Origin of the sequence: Malonomonas rubra, from assembly GCF_003247215.1 — a bacterium.
Classification (GTDB): domain Bacteria; phylum Desulfobacterota; class Desulfuromonadia; order Desulfuromonadales; family Geopsychrobacteraceae; genus Malonomonas; species Malonomonas rubra_A.
The window spans coordinates 1-18,900 of the sequence record NZ_QKAP01000134.1; the positions used below are offsets into that span (position 1 = coordinate 1).

An 18,900-nucleotide genomic window follows, 5' to 3' on the forward strand; every position below is an offset into this window, starting at 1 on the left:
TGTGAAAGACGTTTTTTGCCAAGTCCAAACCGATGGTGGTAATCTTCATGTTGGTCTCCTCTCGTTTTTTGATGGAAGCTGATAACAACCATCATGGCGCATAGACGCCGATAAGGGAAACGGGGGGAGACCATCTCATCGTGACAAATTAAGCCCCAGCCTAGAGTCGGGGATTCTAGATTGAAAAATCTATACGCATTAACCGATCACAGCGCGGTGATATGATTTTGCTAGCGGATCTATGGTTTTGCCTTTTCTAAGGCTTTAGGACTAGGCTTGCGCTGCTTTAACGTACCACCCCTGCAGCGCGCAATACTTGGTGCAAGATCATCGACAAACCCGAAAACGGCGCTGCGGCACTCTGCGCGAAGATATGTGTCGGTTTCTAAAACAATTTGAGTGCGCGTCAGTGTCGGAACAGTTTTCTTTATAGTCGCCCAGGCCTTTTCCGGGGAAACCTGTAGAAGAAAAGGATCGATCTTCTGGCCAGCATCGGACGACTCGCTACTGACACAGTTCGGTGAGTCAGGGCAGGGGCGCAGTTGCCCTTCAACCAGACCAAGATGTTCAACCTTTTTAGCTCCTCTACAACCGCTTGGAATTAGTGCAAAGCAACTAAGCACTGCAAGCAGAAGGAGAATTTTCATTTTTCTTCTCCTCTTATCAGCTTTAGAATTTGCTCCACTGAAAAATAGACCATGAACTTAGGGCCTTTAGCTTTGTCTTCTTCAGGTGTCAGTGTGCGTCGGGTCATTTGTTCGATCAGCTCCTGATTATTATCTTCGCCGATTTTTTTTAAAAACAGCCTTACTCCCTGGTAGCCTGCAGTTGCCTCGATGAACAGGTAGACAGCATGGGGGTTTTCCTGAAGGTTTTTGTGAGTCAAACGGTCGCGCATAACCATCGCCAAAGTGCCGTCCTCCATAACGTGGGGACGAGAAAAAATAGCGGCATCTACCATTCCCTTGCCATCAGCAGTTGAGAGGACGCCGATACCAGAATGTTCAGAAAAATAGGCTTGCAGATTCATGGCCGCTCCATTTAATCCTTAGGTTGATGAAAATTGCATTTGGCAAACTGTCCTGTTTGTTGCAGATCGGCGCATTGATATTTGGTTCACTCTGATGTAAATGATGTGTTGTTGTGCGGTTTGTTCTTCGAAAAAACGACCGTTTATTCATATGTTCGTGGTGTTTTCCTAGAGTCCGAATCAGGATTTTTGCGGGGTCTCGTTCGGCAATAATTTCGCCATGTTCGTCTACTTCTGGCTCGATTTCATACTTTTCCTCGAGTGCCTGTAGATCTTCGGTTGTCGGATCGGGAACCAGTTTTCTTGAATTTCCCCACCAGCGGCCAAAGTTGAAAAAACCGTCAGGAATGGACTTTTGATGTTCCTTGTCGAGATATTTGCAGAGGTAGCTGCCATTGTTCATGCTCCATGGGATGAAGTTGCTTTCGTGGCCGTGAACTCGGATATGTTTCGCTTGCCCATAACCGGCGATCTTGTGCCATTTGCGGGTTAATAGTTCGTGGTTCTCTGGCTTGTGTTCGATGTTCGAAAAGAAGTGAAAATGAGGACAGCCACGGGTTTGAAACTCGGCAATCCAGAGGTATTCGAGGCTTGGAAACGATTTCTTCACAGAAGTAATGAAGCGGTTTAGATCGGCCTTGAGGGATCGACCGTTGACCGGCCAGACATCGGCATAGGTCATACAGAACTGGGTGAGAATTTTATCGTCTGAGTTGGCGGCAGTGAAACGAAGCCTTGAACGAGACTTCTTATTGAAGCCTTGGATTGTGGTGTCAACTCGCTCTGGTGGTGTCGGTGGTTCTCCAACGAAAGGACGCTTTATCCGGATTGACTTCGGATAGAGTTCTAAAAAAGTTTGAGATATGGGACTAGAAACAAGCGGAGCGCTCACGGTTGCCTCCGTGGCCGTCCGGGAGTCCCGGATCGTCCAGCAGAGGCCAAACCGACGCGCACAAGGTCAGGCGAACTCCACGGGTGACGCTCCGCGCGGAGATCGGCACCAATCTGCTTGATAGCAGTATTACGGTCGAGACCTTGAGCGGTGTAATGATCGAACAGTTTGACCAGGCGTTTGTTGTACCTGGCTAACTGGTGTTCAGCATCCTGTTTCTGTCGCTGGAGTTCTTCGTCGGCTTTGATTCGTTGGTGCCGAGCGTGACGGTTGAGAATCTGAGCGAAGCCTGTGAGGGATTCGAGGATTCTCAGGAAGTGGAGAAAGTGATCAGAAGGAAGCGTGACAGTGACTTCGAGTTTGTCACCATCGACAGGGGTTACGTGTAGGCTATCTCGTAGATAATGAAATAGCGAGGTCATGGGCAGACCCCGCCAAAATATTTAACGTCGCATAATAGATATTATGTAAACTTCCATATTGTTTCTAAATGTTTCAAATAAAATGAGGAGTGGTTGCCTGATCCCCCAATGACCATTCATTTATAAAAACTAAATGCGTGCATCTGCATCCTTCATGGTTAGTGAATAGAAAAATGCTCAGTTCTGTTTTTTAACCAGCTAAACGGCAGTACCACGGACAGTTCTTTGGAGAATTCATGAAAACGTTTGAGATTAAAATTGTCCTCCACGGTTGTTGCAATCACCTATATTGAGTTGTCTTCTAAATCCCAGCTTATTTTCATCTGGGTTGCGGCAACCGTAACTTGTCAATTACTTTATTCTCCATTGCTGGTACTAAGACTGTTTTGATCTGTAAATTAGCTGCTTGAGCATGAATCGTTAGTTAAAAGCTTTAATTCGTGCAAGTACTCCAGCCAACAAAAGGGCTAAGGAACACCCTAGACCTAAGTAAAGTGGTGATAGCAGGTCGAACGAGGTGATCCCCGCACCGATCACACAAATTGGGGCAACAATAATTGCTAAGGCACCAGATTTGCGTAGATTGAATCGCGGAAAAAATACTGTAAAAAGGAGTGGGAAGCATATGGTTGAACCACGCAGCCCCATAGAAAGAAAACTCCAATCCATGATTGCAGAGCCTAGATTGAATAGCAAAAGGGAAAAAGCCAGCAACACTACTAAGGCAGTTAATCCACGAAAATAAAGAAGTCTTTTCATATCTTCCGGGAAACAACTTTTCAAAATATCCACTTTCAAGGTTGTCGCTACACCTAAAGCCAATCCCGAGGCAGTTCCTACCGCAGCAATCAACAGAGCAGCAAAGGCGATACCAGAAAAGACCGTTGAAAATTTCAGTGAAATAAATGTGGGCAATGCTAATGCGCTATCCAGACCTGGAAATGTCTGCCGCATATAAAGCCCGACTAACACCCCTAGCAAACCAAGAGGTGGAATTAAAATCGCGCAGTAGAAAGCTCCACGCCGAGCGTTATTTTCGCTGCTGGCTGAGAATATCGCTTGCAAATAGGTTTGAGTTGAAATTACACCCACAAGCATAGAAAGCAGATCTGAAACCCCTTCTTTGACCCCGTAACCGAACAGACTAAACCATGGAAAGGTGTCAAAGTTTTCTCGTAGCTCCTGCCAACCCCCAGCCTGTTGTAGAGCCAACCAACCAGACGAAAGCATAGTAAGGTAGATTAGCGTCATCTTGAGCAGACCCGTAAGCCCGGCCGACTTCATCCCTCCACCCAGAGTAAACATGATGACCAGCAAAGTAGAAATCAGGGCACTCCACAACAGTGGAAGGTCAAACAAAACCGCGAGGATTGCTCCACATGCTAACAGCTGGGCAATTATCTGGATAAACATGCCCACAGCGGTAAAAAGGCTTGCAGCCACACGAGCGCGTTCACCATAATAATGGGAAATAAACTGAGGAATGGTTTCTACGTTGCTTTGGCGCAATGGAACAGCTAAAAAGAGCCCGAGAAACAAGCAAGCAATCCCGGCACCAAGAGTAAACCACCAGGCTGAGAGTCCATACAGAAAGGCCAGCTGAACCGTACCTATGGTCGATGCACCACCGACCAGCGTTCCGGTAATGGCCCCGGAAACATTCCAACTTCCAGCTTTGCGCCCCCCCAGGGAGAAATCGTCACTATTTTGGGCCCTCACCTTTCCTCCCCAAGCAAAAAAAATGATGCCCAGCAGGGTAACAGAAAAGGCAAATAAAAAAGGCAAATCAGAGGACACTTAATCTCCATGTAATTATCAGAGGCACAAACTAATGCTTTCCCCCTCTGCTTGGCACAATATCCTATGAAAGAAAATCACTAAACAAATGGGGAGAGTTGTTTGGATATTAAAACTAAAAACTGGCTCAATCCAAGGAGCTTAAGTGATTTGCAATGCAGGAACTTTTGCTTCATTATGCGTTAGACCCTCTGCTGTTATTTATTCGTAACGAAGGATTCAAGTAGTCAATATGACTTTCCCTTTTGCTCCAGGCTGCAAAACCTTCCTATGTGCCTCTGAAGCTTTTTCCAATGGCAAATTTGTGCTGATTATTGGCTTTAAAGACCCGTTTTCGAGCCCTGCGTAGATGGCAGCATGAATGCTGCGCATTTGATTATCCGTGGCATTGAACAATGACATTCCGAATATTGAAGCGTTCCGGCCCATTATAATGCGCGGGTCAATTTCTATCGTTCCTCGGTTGCCGATCACGGCAACTCGGCCATATTTAGCTAATAATTCGAGGTCCTTTTGCAGATTAACGTTTGCGAGCATTTCCAGAATAACGTCAACTCCCTGTCCGTGGGTCAACTCATCAACCTTATCAAGATAACTCTCTTCATTATGGTTTAAGGCTGCAATTGCTCCTTGCTGTGTAATCAATTTGAGTCCTTCGGTTGTGCCAGCCGTGCCTATGGCTTTTATTCCGTTTGATTTGGCAAGTTGTAAGGCTGCCAAGCCGACCGAGCCGCTTGCACCATGAACTAGTAGTGTCTCTCCAGGCATACAGTGTGCGCGATAATATAATGCAAAATATGCAGTCGAATAAGGGATCCCTACCGCTGCTGCCAAAGAAAAATCGATGTTGTCAGGCATAGGGAAAACAGTCGATTCTTCACAAATGACCTGTTCAGCGTAGCAGCCGGTTAGACTACCGCAGCAATAAACCCGATCTCCGATCTTCCTATCTTTTACTTCGGGACCGACAGCAGTAATGATCCCCGCAGCATCTTTGCCGGGCGTGTAAGGTCTATTGGGCAAGCTTGGATAAAGACCAGCACGAATATAAGTATCAACAGGATTAACGCCGATCGCTTTAACCTCGATGAGGACTTGATTTTCAGAAACAGGCGGCAAACTAATTTCATTTATTCGCATTACCTCTGGATCCCCGAATTGCTCGACCTGGATTGCTCTCATGAGTTCCTCCAATGTTTTGAATATTCTTGGATTACATTATTTTATCAGCCGATGTTTGCAAGTTCCAGTCGGCCTCCCCATCGGTGGAGCAATTCTTTGCGAACAGACTGAGATTCTGGCGTAGTAAGTTGTTTTGATTGCGCAACATAGTTGAATGCTTCTTGGCGAGCTTGTTCTAGAATACGTGCATCGCGAAGTAAATTTGCAACCCGGAAATCAGGTAGCCCTGCCTGCCGGGTTCCGAGAAAATCCCCTGGCCCACGAATTTCTAGATCGGCCTCAGCAATGCGGAAACCGTCTTCTGTGTCAACCATGACCTGCAAACGACGTCCCGCGTCTTCGCTGTAGTTATCGGAAGGGATCAACAGGCAATAACTTTTGTCGGCTCCCCGACCAACACGACCACGTAGTTGATGGAGTTGTGAAAGACCGAAACGGTCGGCGTGTTCAATCATCATCACCGTGGCATTCGGAACATCGACTCCAACTTCGATGACCGTTGTTGATACCAGTACCTGTAAATCTCCTTCCCGGAAAGAATTCATGACTGCATCTTTTTCCTCAGTTTTCATTCGACCATGCAAAACACCTATCGAGAATTGCGGGAAAATCTCTTTTTTTAGTTGTTCGGCAGCATCAATTGCCGCCTTCAGGTCGCTTTTTTCCGACTCCTCAATAAGCGGATAAACGATATAGGCTTGTCTCCCCTGCTCTATTTCTTCTTTAATTATTTGGTATGCTTTTCCGCGTTGGGCGCCAATATGTTTTTTTGTTGTAATTGGTTTGCGACCGGGTGGCAGTTGGTCGATGACCGAAACCGACAGATCGCCGTAAAGGGTCATCGACAGGGTTCTCGGAATCGGAGTAGCGGTCATTACCAGCATGTCTGGATTAGCCCCTTTATGCTTAAGAAGACTACGTTGCTTTACCCCAAACCGGTGTTGCTCATCTACAACACCAAGCCCAAGTAGATTAAATTCCACGCCTTCCTGCAATACGGCGTGAGTGCCGACGATCAGATCAACTTCACCGGCGGCGATCTGTTGCAACGTTTCACGCTTGACCGGAGCTGACATGCTACCCTGTAGCAAGACGGCTTTAAGACCGAGCTTTTGCAGCCACCGATCAAAGGTACGAAAATGTTGTTCGGCAAGGATTTCCGTCGGGGCGACAACTGCAACCTGGGTATGGTTTTCGATAGCAATGAGCGCAGCCATCAACGCAACAATGGTTTTGCCGCTACCAACATCCCCCTGAAGAAGGCGATGCATCGGCTGAGGTGAGCACATGTCTTGTTTGATTTCACCCAACACCCTGCGTTGGGCATCGGTAAGTTTAAAGGGCAGTATTTTACTAAGCGGTAGCGTGTAGCGATGTTCCAGTTTGAAGCTGAACCCCTTTTCCAATTGAACTCCTGCCCTTTTTAGGGCCAACCCGAGTTCAAGAAAAAAAAATTCGTCAAATACTAAAGAGTTTCTTGCTTGGTCCCTACCCTGCTCTAACGTGTGCAAACTGGATTGATTACCTGGCCAATGAACTTGCCTTAGCGCCTTCGATATTGGCATCAAGTTCTGGCGGTGGAGGATTTCCTCAGGGAGTGGGCTGGCAACATTGTCCGCATATTGTGTGACCAATGGGAACCAGATTTTACGTGCCTGTTTTTGGCTTAAGCCCTCAGTCAGTGGATAGACAGGGAGAATGCGCCCGAAATTGAGTGGATCCTTCAGAAGAACCTGAAGCGGATCACTAACATTGTCTGGCAAAATTTCAATATCAGGGTGATGTACTTCCCGAACTGAGCCGAACTGCTTGACCTCACCGATCAATACCGCCTGTTTCCCAAGCGGCAATAGTTTTTGTAGCCAAGGCTTGCGATAGCGAAACCACTTTAAAGAGATCTGTCCGCTATCGTCAGCAACAACCACTTCATAAATCTTTCGCCTTAATCGCGTGGTTGTCGACTCTCCGGCGGCTAATACCCGTCCGAAAAAAACTTCTTGAGAACCTGGCCGCAAACGGGAAATCGGCGTGAGCCTACGGCGATCTTCGTAACGTAACGGGAGATGGTACAGGGCATCCTCGATCGTTTGGAGACCGAGTTTTTTGAGCTTCGGCAGCATCTTCGGTCCGACCCCGTGGATGCTGCCGATAGGTTGGGTTAATAGACTTTGCTGGTTGATCGTTGAATTGTTTATGGGCATCAGCCCTGCTCAGTCAAAGATGGTGTTCAGTGCTTTGAGAATTTCATCAACATCAAGACCGTGTGCTCTGGCTCCCTGCTCCAAGGTTTCGTTCATGGCTCCCATGCAACCGACGCAACCGAGGTTGAAGGTTCCCAAAACCTTGGCAACCTCTGGGGCCATCTGTAGAACTTGATGAAAAGTCATATCTTTGGTGATTTTCTGGCTCATTGTTTTGCTCCGTCTGCCCAGATTGAGATTATATTCTTGAGGGAATTTCCGAATTCTCACAGATGAATTGAAAAAAAGCAAGAAAAACGGGGCACTGTCGTTAAACTGTGCCCCATCATTTTATCTGCTTTTGAGTGTTAATCACTTATATTCGATATTGGTAACTTCGTAAACACGTACCCCGGAAGGAACAACGATACGAACCTCTTCATCAATCATATGTCCAATCAGGGATTTGCCTACCGGTGAGGTAATCGAAATCTTACCAACTTTGATGTCTGCCTCATCTTCACCGACAATCTGGTAAGTCACCTCTTTTTCGGTATCGATATCGAACAGTGTGACTTTTGCGCCGAAAACGATTTTTTCACTGTCAATATCCGCCGGGTTGATCACTTGAGCACGGGCAATTTTGTCATTCAATTCCTGAATCCGTCCTTCAATGAAGCCCTGGCGATCTTTGGCTGCATCGTATTCGGCATTTTCCGAAAGGTCGCCATGGCTGCGCGCTTCGGCAATGTCCTGTACAACCTTGGGACGTTCGACCCGAATCAGCGTTTTCAACTCCTCCTGAAGTCGCTGATACCCCTCTCGAGTCATTGGAATAGAATCGCTCATTTCTGTGCTCCTGCAAAAAAAAACAGCGGGCGGGAAAACCCGCCCACTTAGGTAGTTAATATTGTTAAATGTTGCTTACGAAGCTGAATAATACTCTTGCAACGGACTGACGTCAAGATTTTCTCGCAACATCGCCTGAATTCCATCGGTCACAGCCTTAATGCCGGCCACTGTAGTGTAGTAAGCGATCTCCTGCATAAGCGCCGAACGTCGAATCGAGAAAGAGTCGGCGACAGACTGAGCGCCAAGAGTGGTATTGAAAACCATGCAGATTTCGCGGCTTTTGATCGCATCAACACAGTGCGGCCGCCCCTCTTTGACCTTGTTGACCGGCTCAGCGACAATTCCATGTTCATTCAGATATTTTGCCGTGCCAGCGGTTGCCATTATACTAAAGCCGGCGTTGTAGAGTTTTTGTACCGGTTCAATGATGTGTTCTTTGTCGGAATCTTTAATACTGACAAAGATTTTGCCACTGGTCGGCAGTTTAACGCCGGCACCAATCTGAGCTTTAGCGAATGCCTTGCCGAAATCATAATCAATCCCCATGACTTCACCGGTCGACTTCATTTCCGGCCCAAGCAGGGTATCGACACCGGGGAATTTGACGAACGGAAAGACCGCTTCTTTAACCGAAATATGTTTCGGAATAATGTCGCCTGAAACGCCCTGAACAGCCAAAGGTTCCCCTGCCATCACTTTTGCAGCAATCTGCGCCAACTGACGACCGGTTGCCTTGGAAACAAACGGGACCGTGCGACTTGCGCGCGGGTTGACCTCGAGCAGATAGATAGTGTCGCCTTTGACAGCAAACTGGATATTCATCAACCCGACAACTTTAAGCTCCAGCGCTAGCTCGATGGTTTGTCGGCGGATTTCCGCGATAATATCATCCGACAAAGAATATGGTGGCAAAGCACACGCCGAATCGCCGGAGTGTATCCCTGCTTCTTCGATATGTTGCATGATTCCACCGATGACCACATCGGTGCCGTCGGCAAGCGCATCGACATCGACCTCAATGGCGTCCTGCAGAAATTTGTCAACCAGAATCGGATGTTCCGGAGACGCCTGAACGGCAAACTTCATGTAATCGCGTAATCGTTCAACATCGTAGACAATCTCCATCGCTCGACCTCCCAGAACATAGGAAGGACGAACGACAACTGGGTAACCAATACGTCCGGCAATTTTTTCCGCTTCTTCGAAAGAGCGCGCAATCCCATTTTCCGGCTGCTTAAGGTTCAGCTTATGCAACAGGGCCTGGAAACGTTCACGATCTTCGGCCCGGTCGATCGCGTCTGGCGAGGTGCCGATAATAGGGACACCGGCTTTTTCCAAATCAACTGCGAGTTTGAGTGGGGTTTGCCCGCCGTATTGAACGATCACCCCTTCCGGTTTTTCGGTTTCGACGATCTCCAGTACATCCTCAAGCGTTAAAGGTTCGAAATAAAGCCGATCCGAGGTGTCATAGTCGGTCGAGACGGTTTCCGGATTGCAGTTGACCATGATGGTTTCGAACCCGGCATCAGAGAGTGCGAAAACGCCATGTACACAACAGTAATCGAATTCGATCCCCTGCCCTATCCGATTGGGGCCACCGCCAAGGATCATGATTTTGCGTTTGTCGGTCGGATAGGCCTCACACTCGGTCTCGTAGGTCGAGTAAAGATATGGGGTGAATGCCTCGAATTCAGCACCGCAAGTGTCAACTCGCTTGTAAACCGGACGGATGTTGTGCTTGTGTCGCAGTTCCCGGATATCCTTTTCGGTGATTTCCCACAAAAAAGCGAGGCGTTTGTCAGCGAAGCCGAACTGCTTGGCGCTGCGCAATAGGTCGACAAATTGTTGGTCACTGGAGGCTATCAGTTTTTTCTGGGTAACCAGCAGTGATTCCATCTCGATAATTTGCTCGATGTTTCGCAGGAACCAAGGATCAATTCCGGTCAGCTTATAAATTTCTTCAATGCTGAAACCCGCACGGATCGCATCGCCCAGATACCACATACGATCGCAGTTCGGTACACGCAGATTGGTGCGCAGGTCGTCAAGCTCGGTCTGCGACAGGGTGCGACGATAATCGCCTGGTTTTTCAAACAACTTGCTCTCGAAACCGTGTGAACCGATCTCTAAAGAGCGGAGTGCTTTTTGCAAGCTTTCTTTAAAGGTTCGCCCGATCGACATCGCCTCGCCGACCGATTTCATCTGGGTGGTCAGGTGCGCTTCCGCCTGCGGGAATTTTTCGAAAGTGAAGCGCGGAACCTTGGTGACCACGTAGTCGATGGTCGGCTCAAAGGAAGCCAACGTTTCACGTGTAATGTCGTTGGAGATCTCATCAAGACGATACCCGACAGAGAGCTTAGCGGCGATTTTGGCGATCGGAAACCCGGTCGCTTTAGAAGCCAGCGCAGAAGAGCGTGAAACACGCGGATTCATTTCGATGACCACCAGACGGCCATCTTGTGGGTTGACTCCAAACTGGATATTGGAACCGCCAGTATCGACGCCTATTTCGCGGATAATCTTCAACGAGGCGTCGCGCAGAATCTGGTATTCCTTGTCGGTCAAGGTCTGAGCTGGAGCAACGGTGATTGAATCACCGGTATGCACGCCCATGGCATCGAAGTTTTCGATCGAGCAGATGATAACCACGTTGTCGGCGGTATCGCGCATGACCTCTAGTTCGTACTCTTTCCAACCGATTACCGATTCTTCAACTAGGATTTCGTTGGTCGGCGAAGCTTCGATGCCAGCCATCGCCATCCGCTCATACTCTTCGAGGTTGTAGGCGATGCCGCCACCGGTGCCGCCGAGGGTAAAAGAGGGACGGATAATCGCCGGAAAGCCGACATGATCGATGATTTGCATCGCTTCCTTGTAGCTGTGTGCTAGGCCGGAACGAGGCACCTCAACGCCGATCTTCTCCATCGCCCGCTTGAACAGGGTGCGGTCTTCGGCTTTCTTGATTGGGTCGAGTTTAGCGCCAATCAGTTCGACACCGTGTTTATCGAGAATTCCCGCTTCAGCCACTGCCACGGCGGTGTTAAGCGCAGTCTGGCCACCGAGCGTTGGTAGCAAGGCATCAGGTTTTTCTTTCTCGATGATCCGGGTAAGCGCCACCGGAGTGACCGGCTCGACATAGGTACGATCGGCAAAGTCCGGGTCGGTCATGATGGTCGCAGGGTTCGAGTTGAGCAGGACGACTTCGTAGCCCTCCTCTTTCAACGCCTTGCAAGCCTGAGTTCCCGAGTAGTCGAATTCGCAGGCCTGCCCAATGATGATTGGGCCGGCACCGATAATCAAAATTTTCTTGATGTCTGTACGTTTGGGCATTGGTGTTCCTTATATAAATAATCAAAAACTAGCTTTTGTGCTTCGCCATCAATTCGATGAAACGAGCAAACAGGTACTGGGCATCATGTGGCCCCGGAGACGCTTCCGGGTGGTATTGAACTGAAAATGCCGGGTATTCTGTATGTTGAATCCCCTCGACCGTATTGTCGTTTAGGTTGATATGGGTCACCTTGACTTTATCACTGAGCGAATTACTGTCGACGGCAAAACCATGATTCTGCGAAGTGATTTCGACCCTTTGCCGTTGATAGTCGAGAACTGGCTGATTGCCACCACGATGACCGAATTTAAGCTTATAGGTCTTGCCGCCCAAAGCGATGGAGAGCAGTTGGTGTCCCAAGCAGATCCCGAAAAGAGGAACTTTGCCGAGAAGTTTACCAATGTTCTCCTGCGCGTATCGAATCGGTTCCGGGTCACCAGGGCCGTTGCTTAAGAAAACGCCGTCAGGGTTCATGGCGAGCACCTCTTCAGCAGAGGTTGCTGCCGGAACAACGGTGACATCACAACCGGCGGAGACCAGGTTGCGCAGGATATTGCGCTTGATACCAAAGTCGTAGGCAACAACCTTGTACGGCGACGGCTCACCGCTGCGGTCCGCATACCCTTCGCCGAGCGTCCATACCCCTTCGGAATACACATAGGCCGAATCGCAGGTGACCTTCTTGACCAAATCCCTTCCCACAAGGCTCGGAGAGTTTCGGGCCTTCTCGATCAGACTCTGTGGGTCAGTATCGACCGAGGAAAGGACGCCAACCTGTGCCCCCTTGTTGCGGATATGGCGCACCAGTGCACGGGTGTCGATTCCTTCGATGCCAACGATGTTCTTTTCTCTCAGATACTCGTCAAGACTCATTTCTGCGCGGAAGTTGCTCGGGAACGGGCAACACTCCTTAACGATGAAACCGGAAAGAAACGGTTTGCAGGACTCAACATCCTCCCGGTTGATGCCGTAATTGCCGATCTGCGGATAAGTCATGGTGACGATCTCGCCGCAGTAGGAAGGATCAGTCAGGATCTCCTGATACCCGGTCATGCTGGTATTGAAGACCACCTCACCGGAAACTTCGCCGGTCACCCCGAAGGCTTTTCCTTCGAAAACCTTGCCATCAGCAAGGGCCAGAATTGCTTTCATTTATACCTCTTGTTGGTGCGAATTTACTTTAAGTTTCTACCTTTAACCTATTTGTATTTAGCTATTCTCTGCTAAAAACCACTTCACCGGCAAGTAGCGTCTTCAAGGCACAACCTTTAAGCGTATAGCCGATAAAGTACGAGTTTTTGCTCTTGGAATGCAGACTTTCCTCGGTGACTTCCCATTCCTTGTTCGGATTGATGATGGTGATGTCGGCAATTGCCCCAACCGACAATGTGCCACGATCAATCCTTAGAATTTCACTTGGACGATAGGTCAGCAGAGAAATCGCCTTCGACAGGCTGATAACCTTGTCGGCAACGAGCTTCAACGTCAACGGAAGCAGCGTTTCAAGACCGACAATTCCATTGGCAGCCAACTCGAATTCAACATTTTTGTCATCGATGTGATGTGGAGCGTGATCTGTCGCAATAGCATCGACCGTACCATCTGCAAGTGCGGCATGAACCGCTTCAAGATCTTCCTGACTGCGTAGCGGTGGATTCATTTTGGCGTTGGTGTTATATCCTCGAACCGCCTCCTCGGTAAGGCTGAAATGATGTGGTGTGACCTCACATGTCACGTTCACCCCGCGCGCCTTGGCTTGGCGAATCAGATCAAGACTGCCCTTGGTAGACACGTGGCAGATGTGCAAGTGTCCGCCAGTCAGTTCAGCGATCATAATATCGCGTGCTGTCATACAATCTTCTGCAACATTCGGAATCCCTTTCAAACCTAGCTCGGTCGCGACGTAACCTTCATTCATGGAACCGTCGGCTACAAGCGACATCTCCTCTGCATGCACCATCACTGGAGCGCCGAAGGTGCTGGCGTATTCAAGCGCACGTCGCATCATCTCACCGTTTTTCACCGGGAGGCCGTCATCGGAGAAGCCGACGCAGCCACCTTCAAGCAGTTCGCCCATTTCCGAAAGGATTTCTCCCTTTTGCCCCTGTGAGATCGCGGCAACCGGGAAAACGTTGGCGCTCCCTTCGAACTTAGCCTTATTCATGATGAATTGGGCAATCGGCAGATTGTCGATCACAGGCTTGGTGTTCGGCATGCAGCAGACTGAAGTTACCCCACCAGCGGCGGCCGCCTTGGTCCCGGAAATTATATCTTCTTTATATTCCTGTCCTGGCTCGCGCAGATGCACATGCATATCGATCAGTCCCGGCGTAACAATGTTGCCGGCGGCGTTGATCACTTCAGCGTCACCGGCATCTATATTCGGGGCCAGTTCGACTATTTTTCCGTCGATAATGAGGATGTCGAGTTTTTCGTCAAGATTATTCGCAGGGTCAACAACTCGTCCTGACTTTACCAATACTTTCATCGTAGTCACCTCTATCCGTAAAATCAGTCTTGCAATTTTTCGCCACCGCAGGCCAAGTACAACAGAGCCATGCGCACCGCTACCCCGTTTTCAACCTGATCAAGGATCACATTCTGAGGACCATCGGCGATCGAAGTAGGCAGTTCCACGCCACGGTTGATTGGACCCGGGTGCATAACAATGACGTTTTCTTTGGCCAGCTTCAGCCGCTGGTGGGTCAGACCGAAAAAGCGGCTGTATTCACGAACGGAGGGGATTAGTGGTGCCCCCTGCCGTTCGCGTTGAATCCGCAGCATCATCACTACGTCAGAGCCTTTGATTGCATCATCGATATTGGTGTAAGCCTCACACCCCAGTTTATCGATCCCCGGCGGCAGCATGGTGCCGGGCCCAGCAACGCGAACCTTGGCGCCCAGTTTAGTAAGACAGTAGATGTTGGAACGCACCACCCGACTGTGTGTGATATCACCGATGATAGCAACGGTTAATCCTTCGATTTTCCCTTTGTGCTCTCGGATGGTAAAAGCATCGAGCAACGCTTGACTGGGGTGTTCATGCATGCCATCACCGGCGTTGATGACCGCACAATCGAGTCTTTTTGCCAGATAATCACTGGCACCGGACGCGTGATGGCGCATGACAATGGCATCCGGGTTCATTGCTTGAATATTCTTCGCAGTGTCTTCCAGGGTTTCGCCTTTGACCACAGAGGAACCTGATGCGCTGATATTGATGGTGTCAGCCGAAAGCCGCTTGCCGGCGATCTCAAAAGAGGTGCGGGTTCGGGTGCTGGCTTCGAAAAACAGATTGATAATGGTCTTTCCGCGCAGAGTCGGCACCTTTTTGATATCGCGCCGATTGATCTCTTTAAAGCTGATCGAGGTGTCGAGGATAAAGGTCAACTCTTCTGCAGTCAGATCCTTAATGCCGATAATATGCTTGTGGTTGAATGTCATTGAGCTCCTCCAAACTTAGACTCTGATCAGATGCACCGCTTGCGGGGCATGTTGTTCATCAAAATCGACATCGATCCGTTCGTTGCGGGCGGTCGGCAGATTTCTGCCGATATAGTCGGGGCGAATCGGGAGTTCACGATGGCCACGATCTACCAGAATCGCCAGCTGAATATTCTTCGGGCGGCCGAGATCGGTTAACGCATCCATCGCGGCTCGGATCGTGCGGCCGGTAAAAAGCACATCATCAACCAGAATCACCTTTCGATCACTGAGAGAAAAGCGAATGTCCGTCTGGCCGACTGAAAGGTCACTTCGGGAGCCAAAATCGTCGCGATACATGGTGATGTCGATACTGCCGATCGGAACTACCTTTCCTTCAATTTCGGAAATCTTCTTCTGCAACTGGGTTGCCAGATAGGCCCCACCAGTACGAATGCCGACGATGACCAGATTTTCTACGCCTTTGTTTTTCTCAAGGATCTCATGAGCGATACGCGTGATTGCCCGGCTGACCCCCTCCTGATCCAGAATCTCTATTTTTTCAGCAGCCATGATCCTCCCTCTTTCTGTGTTTTACGCACAAAAAAAAGTACCTGCACGGAATTTGCGCACAGGTACTTTAAGATAAATTTCGGGTATATCGTTGCCACTTATTGCCCCCTTGCTGACCTCTCGGATCAGATTAAAGGTTGCTGCTGCGTTTAAAATTTTCGTGAATTTAGCAATCGTATCAGGAAAAAGTCAACCGCTTATTTTTTAAAAAAAATTAATTGATTGGCCGCCCAATCCGTCCCCAGCGAACCTTTTCTAAAAGGTCAGCTTTTGAGTCCCAGGACCAGTACTTGATAAAGGCTAAACCCTTAATTTTCGATTTATGGACAAAGCCCCAAAAACGGCTATCAAAAGAGTAATCGCGGTTATCTCCCATTACAAAATAACTGTCAGCGGGGATTTTGAACGGCCCGGCAAAGTCCCTCGGCCCAGCAACATTCGGTATCACCTGGTTGTCTTTATGTGCCTCCTGCGGAATGCTGTATGGCTTGCCATTGACATAGACCTGCTTGGCTTTTACTTCAACCGTGTCCCCAGGGGTGCCGATTACCCGCTTTATAAAATCACGGCGTTGAAAATAGGACTTCCCTTCATCTTTTGGGAATTCGAACACGATCACATCGCCTCTTTCTGGATCGCGCAACTTTAAATAGGTATCATCCGTAAAAGGAATATGGGTACCGTAAATGAACTTGTTGACCAGTAAGTGATCGCCGATCAGCAAAGTGTCGAGCATCGAACCGGAAGGGATTTTGAAAGCCTGAAAGAGAAAGGTCCGAATAATCAGTGCCAGAATAACAGCAACGATCAGAGCTTCCGACCACTCGCGGTACCATGGTTTTTTGACTTCTTCTACAAAATTTTTCTTTTTCTTGAAAATTAGCATTGATTTACTCTTTTACTTTGAGGATTGCTAGGAACGCATCTTGCGGCAGTTCGACACTGCCGACCTGTTTCATCCGTTTCTTGCCGGCTTTTTGTTTTTCCAGTAGTTTTCTTTTTCGGGTGATGTCTCCGCCATAACATTTGGCAGTAACATCCTTGCGCAATGCTTTTACCGTAGAACGAGCAATGACCTTATTCCCGATCGCGGCCTGGATAGCAACTTCGTACTGTTGCCGCGGGATGAACTCTTTCATCTTGGCGACCAGTTCCCGACCGCGAAACTGGGCTTTGTCCATATGGACAATCAAGGACAATGCATCGACCACATCGCCATTAATCAATACGTTCAGGCGAACCAGTTTGCTGGGTCGGAAATCGAGGTGTTCGTAATCGAGTGAAGCGTAGCCGCGGGTGATCGATTTGAGGCGATCAAAAAAATCGAGAACGATTTCATTGAGAGGCAACTCGTAGACGACCATGACCCGGTTAGCGGTCAGGTATTTCAACTCGCGCTGCACACCACGTTTTTCTATACAGAGATTCAGTACCGCCCCGACGAACTCATTTGGTACGTGGATCGACGCAAGCACGAACGGTTCCTCGATTTTCTCGATGTACTGCACATCGGGCAACATGTTGGCGCTTTCTATGTGTAACAGCGCTCCCTTGGTGGTAGTCACCTTGTAAACAACTGTAGGCGCGGTCGTAATCAGATCGACATTGAACTCTCGCTCCAGCCGCTCCTGGATGATTTCCATATGCAGCAGACCAAGAAAGCCACAACGGAAACCAAAGCCGAGTGCGAGCGAGTTTTCCGGTTCGAAAGAGAAGGCCGCATCATTCAGGCGCAATTTTTCCAGAGCGTCGCGCAAGGCATCATATTCGCCGGAATCGATCGGGTAGAGCCCCGAAAAGACCATCGGCTTGACTTCCTGAAAGCCGGGCAGTGGCTTATCTGCTGCTGCGTACTGATGGGTGATCGTATCACCAACTTTGGCGTCTTCGACCACTTTGATGCCAGCAATAATAAAACCGACCTCGCCGGCTGCCAGTTGGGGCAGTTCAACCGGGTGAGGATTGAATGCTCCGACCTTTTGCACTTCATAAGACGCGCCGGTTGCCATCAACTTGATTTTTTCACCTTTTTTTATGGTTCCTTCAACAATCCTGGCCAGGATGATGACGCCCTGGTAGGAGTCGTACCATGAATCAAAAATCAGCGCTTTGAGCGGGGCATCGGTGTCGCCGCTTGGAGGCGGAACCCGGTTTACGACCGCTTCGAGGATTTCATCGATACCGCGTCCCTCTTTTGCACTGGCTTCTATCGCATCGCTGGCATCGATACCGATAATTTCTTCAACCTCTTCTTTGACTCGTTGCGGTTCGGCACTGGGCAGATCAATTTTGTTTAGGACGGGAAATATTTCCAAGTCCTGATCGATTGCCATATACACATTAGCCAGCGTCTGAGCTTCGACACCTTGCGCAGCATCAACCACCAGCATCGCGCCTTCACAGGCAGATAACGAGCGGCTGACTTCATAAGAAAAATCGACATGCCCCGGAGTATCGATCAGGTTCAGGATGTAATTCTGCCCGTCTTTCGCTTTGTAGTTAAGGCGGACGGCCTGGGCTTTAATGGTTATGCCCCGCTCCTTTTCCAATTCCATCTTGTCCAGATACTGGTCGGATTTTTCCCGGTCAGAGAGGGCACCGGTTGCTTCGAGCAGGCGGTCAGCTAAGGTCGACTTGCCGTGGTCAATGTGAGCGATGATCGAGAAGTTACGGATATTCTTTTGATTCATGCAGTTAAAATAGTTCCGTGATTGTTGATTTTGGTGATTTAGAGAACCGCCAATACTAGACTTGTAGGAGGGTTTTTGTAAAGGAGAAAGAACTGAACGACAGAAGCCGGAGAGAAGCACAGTCGACGGCTAATGGACCACCCGAGCAACTTCGTAGAGCGTTGAAATACGATCAATTTCCTGGCTTTTCTCTGACAATAACAGATCGAGTAAAGACTGAGAATCCTGGTCAGAAACCGACTCTTTCAGCTTTGCGTAAAGATTGAAAACCAACTGTTCGGTTCTGAGGATATAGTTGTAACTGCTCAGATCATCCCGAAGTTCATATTGGTCAAGCAAGTCGCAACTGGCATTTCGATTGCTGCTCATCAGATTCGAGTTTGGCGTCCTGGCAACTTCCTGCCGGTAATGCACGGGGTCCTTCTTTAGTTCCCGCAGTTTTTTTAACAACAACATCTCCTTTGTTGCAATCATCTGAAAAATAGCTTTCATTGATTTGTCGGTACTACATTCTGCCAAGCGATAGTA

At 48.8% G+C, this 18,900-nt stretch carries 17 protein-coding genes; 1 reads left to right on the top strand and 16 read right to left on the bottom strand.

Features of this window, described 5'->3' with window-relative positions; all coding sequences use genetic code 11:
• Positions 1-239: 239 nt before the first annotated feature.
• From Q7J88_RS13820 to Q7J88_RS13830, 3 genes are read right to left on the bottom strand one after another with little or no spacing between them, the layout of a single operon-like run.
• Positions 240-647: a DUF1499 domain-containing protein gene (locus tag Q7J88_RS13820; protein WP_303722820.1), complete on the bottom strand. Its 408-nt coding sequence runs from the start codon at positions 645-647 to the stop codon at positions 240-242.
• Positions 644-1,030: a pyridoxamine 5'-phosphate oxidase family protein gene (locus Q7J88_RS13825; RefSeq protein ID WP_303722821.1), complete on the bottom strand. Its 387-nt coding sequence runs from the start codon at positions 1,028-1,030 to the stop codon at positions 644-646. The genes Q7J88_RS13820 and Q7J88_RS13825 overlap by 4 nt, the downstream gene beginning before the upstream one ends.
• Positions 1,005-1,922: a hypothetical protein gene (locus Q7J88_RS13830; RefSeq protein ID WP_303722822.1), complete on the bottom strand. Its 918-nt coding sequence runs from the start codon at positions 1,920-1,922 to the stop codon at positions 1,005-1,007. The genes Q7J88_RS13825 and Q7J88_RS13830 overlap by 26 nt, the downstream gene beginning before the upstream one ends.
• Before the next feature lie 200 nt (positions 1,923-2,122).
• On the opposite strand from Q7J88_RS13830, the gene Q7J88_RS13835 reads away from it, so the two are divergent.
• Entirely contained in the window at positions 2,123-2,311 is a 189-nt protein-coding gene (locus Q7J88_RS13835) for a hypothetical protein (protein WP_303722823.1), read from the top strand.
• 453 nt (positions 2,312-2,764) lie between these two features.
• Here the strand turns inward: Q7J88_RS13835 and Q7J88_RS13840 are convergent, their stop codons facing one another.
• The 13 genes from Q7J88_RS13840 to Q7J88_RS13900 all read right to left on the bottom strand — a co-directional run bounded on the left by Q7J88_RS13840 (position 2,765) and on the right by Q7J88_RS13900 (position 18,822).
• A complete protein-coding gene (locus Q7J88_RS13840; protein ID WP_303722824.1) occupies positions 2,765-4,141 on the bottom strand; it encodes a sodium:solute symporter in 1,377 nt (458 codons plus the stop codon).
• A gap of 219 nt (positions 4,142-4,360) precedes the next feature.
• On the bottom strand, positions 4,361-5,323 hold the full coding sequence (locus tag Q7J88_RS13845) for an NADPH:quinone reductase (protein WP_303722825.1): 963 nt from the start codon (positions 5,321-5,323) through the stop codon (positions 4,361-4,363).
• A 44-nt stretch (positions 5,324-5,367) separates the two neighbouring features.
• Positions 5,368-7,524 (bottom strand): ATP-dependent DNA helicase RecG, encoded by a 2,157-nt coding sequence (recG, locus tag Q7J88_RS13850; RefSeq protein ID WP_303722826.1) that lies wholly within the window; start codon positions 7,522-7,524, stop codon positions 5,368-5,370.
• Positions 7,525-7,533: 9 nt separating this feature from the next.
• Entirely contained in the window at positions 7,534-7,734 is a 201-nt protein-coding gene (locus tag Q7J88_RS13855) for a DUF1858 domain-containing protein (RefSeq protein WP_303722827.1), read from the bottom strand.
• Between the two features lie 141 nt (positions 7,735-7,875).
• On the bottom strand, positions 7,876-8,352 hold the full coding sequence (gene greA / locus Q7J88_RS13860) for a transcription elongation factor GreA (RefSeq protein ID WP_303722828.1): 477 nt from the start codon (positions 8,350-8,352) through the stop codon (positions 7,876-7,878).
• A 75-nt stretch (positions 8,353-8,427) separates the two neighbouring features.
• A complete protein-coding gene (carB, locus tag Q7J88_RS13865) occupies positions 8,428-11,685 on the bottom strand; it encodes a carbamoyl-phosphate synthase large subunit (RefSeq protein ID WP_303722829.1) in 3,258 nt (1,085 codons plus the stop codon).
• Between the two features lie 28 nt (positions 11,686-11,713).
• Positions 11,714-12,838 carry a glutamine-hydrolyzing carbamoyl-phosphate synthase small subunit gene (gene carA, locus Q7J88_RS13870; protein WP_303722830.1) on the bottom strand — a complete coding sequence of 375 codons (1,125 nt, stop codon included), beginning with the start codon at positions 12,836-12,838 and terminating at the stop codon, positions 11,714-11,716.
• A 61-nt stretch (positions 12,839-12,899) separates the two neighbouring features.
• Complete coding sequence (locus Q7J88_RS13875; protein ID WP_303722831.1) at positions 12,900-14,174, bottom strand: dihydroorotase; 1,275 nt, start codon at positions 14,172-14,174, stop codon at positions 12,900-12,902.
• A 23-nt stretch (positions 14,175-14,197) separates the two neighbouring features.
• Positions 14,198-15,130 (bottom strand): aspartate carbamoyltransferase catalytic subunit, encoded by a 933-nt coding sequence (locus Q7J88_RS13880; RefSeq protein ID WP_303722832.1) that lies wholly within the window; start codon positions 15,128-15,130, stop codon positions 14,198-14,200.
• A gap of 15 nt (positions 15,131-15,145) precedes the next feature.
• Positions 15,146-15,682 carry a bifunctional pyr operon transcriptional regulator/uracil phosphoribosyltransferase PyrR gene (pyrR, locus tag Q7J88_RS13885; RefSeq protein WP_303722833.1) on the bottom strand — a complete coding sequence of 179 codons (537 nt, stop codon included), beginning with the start codon at positions 15,680-15,682 and terminating at the stop codon, positions 15,146-15,148.
• A gap of 214 nt (positions 15,683-15,896) precedes the next feature.
• Positions 15,897-16,568 carry a signal peptidase I gene (gene lepB / locus Q7J88_RS13890; RefSeq protein WP_303722834.1) on the bottom strand — a complete coding sequence of 224 codons (672 nt, stop codon included), beginning with the start codon at positions 16,566-16,568 and terminating at the stop codon, positions 15,897-15,899.
• Positions 16,569-16,572: 4 nt separating this feature from the next.
• Complete coding sequence (gene lepA / locus Q7J88_RS13895) at positions 16,573-18,372, bottom strand: translation elongation factor 4 (protein ID WP_303722835.1); 1,800 nt, start codon at positions 18,370-18,372, stop codon at positions 16,573-16,575.
• A gap of 129 nt (positions 18,373-18,501) precedes the next feature.
• Complete coding sequence (locus Q7J88_RS13900) at positions 18,502-18,822, bottom strand: hypothetical protein (protein ID WP_303722836.1); 321 nt, start codon at positions 18,820-18,822, stop codon at positions 18,502-18,504.
• Positions 18,823-18,900: the final 78 nt, after the last annotated feature.

Excerpts from the sequence above, each read along its gene's own strand:
- lepA (WP_303722835.1), bottom strand. The coding sequence starts at position 18,372 with ATGAATCAAAAGAATATCCGTAACTTCTCGATCATCGCTCACATTGAC.
- Q7J88_RS13825 (WP_303722821.1), bottom strand. The coding sequence starts at position 1,030 with ATGAATCTGCAAGCCTATTTTTCTGAACATTCTGGTATCGGCGTCCTC.
- Q7J88_RS13880 (WP_303722832.1), bottom strand. The coding sequence starts at position 15,130 with ATGACATTCAACCACAAGCATATTATCGGCATTAAGGATCTGACTGCA.
- greA (WP_303722828.1), bottom strand. The coding sequence starts at position 8,352 with ATGAGCGATTCTATTCCAATGACTCGAGAGGGGTATCAGCGACTTCAG.
- recG (WP_303722826.1), bottom strand. The coding sequence starts at position 7,524 with ATGCCCATAAACAATTCAACGATCAACCAGCAAAGTCTATTAACCCAA.
- carA (WP_303722830.1), bottom strand. The coding sequence starts at position 12,838 with ATGAAAGCAATTCTGGCCCTTGCTGATGGCAAGGTTTTCGAAGGAAAA.
- carB (WP_303722829.1), bottom strand. The coding sequence starts at position 11,685 with ATGCCCAAACGTACAGACATCAAGAAAATTTTGATTATCGGTGCCGGC.
- Q7J88_RS13845 (WP_303722825.1), bottom strand. The coding sequence starts at position 5,323 with ATGAGAGCAATCCAGGTCGAGCAATTCGGGGATCCAGAGGTAATGCGA.
- pyrR (WP_303722833.1), bottom strand. The coding sequence starts at position 15,682 with ATGGCTGCTGAAAAAATAGAGATTCTGGATCAGGAGGGGGTCAGCCGG.
- Q7J88_RS13855 (WP_303722827.1), bottom strand. The coding sequence starts at position 7,734 with ATGAGCCAGAAAATCACCAAAGATATGACTTTTCATCAAGTTCTACAG.
- lepB (WP_303722834.1), bottom strand. The coding sequence starts at position 16,568 with ATGCTAATTTTCAAGAAAAAGAAAAATTTTGTAGAAGAAGTCAAAAAA.
- Q7J88_RS13875 (WP_303722831.1), bottom strand. The coding sequence starts at position 14,174 with ATGAAAGTATTGGTAAAGTCAGGACGAGTTGTTGACCCTGCGAATAAT.
- Q7J88_RS13820 (WP_303722820.1), bottom strand. The coding sequence starts at position 647 with ATGAAAATTCTCCTTCTGCTTGCAGTGCTTAGTTGCTTTGCACTAATT.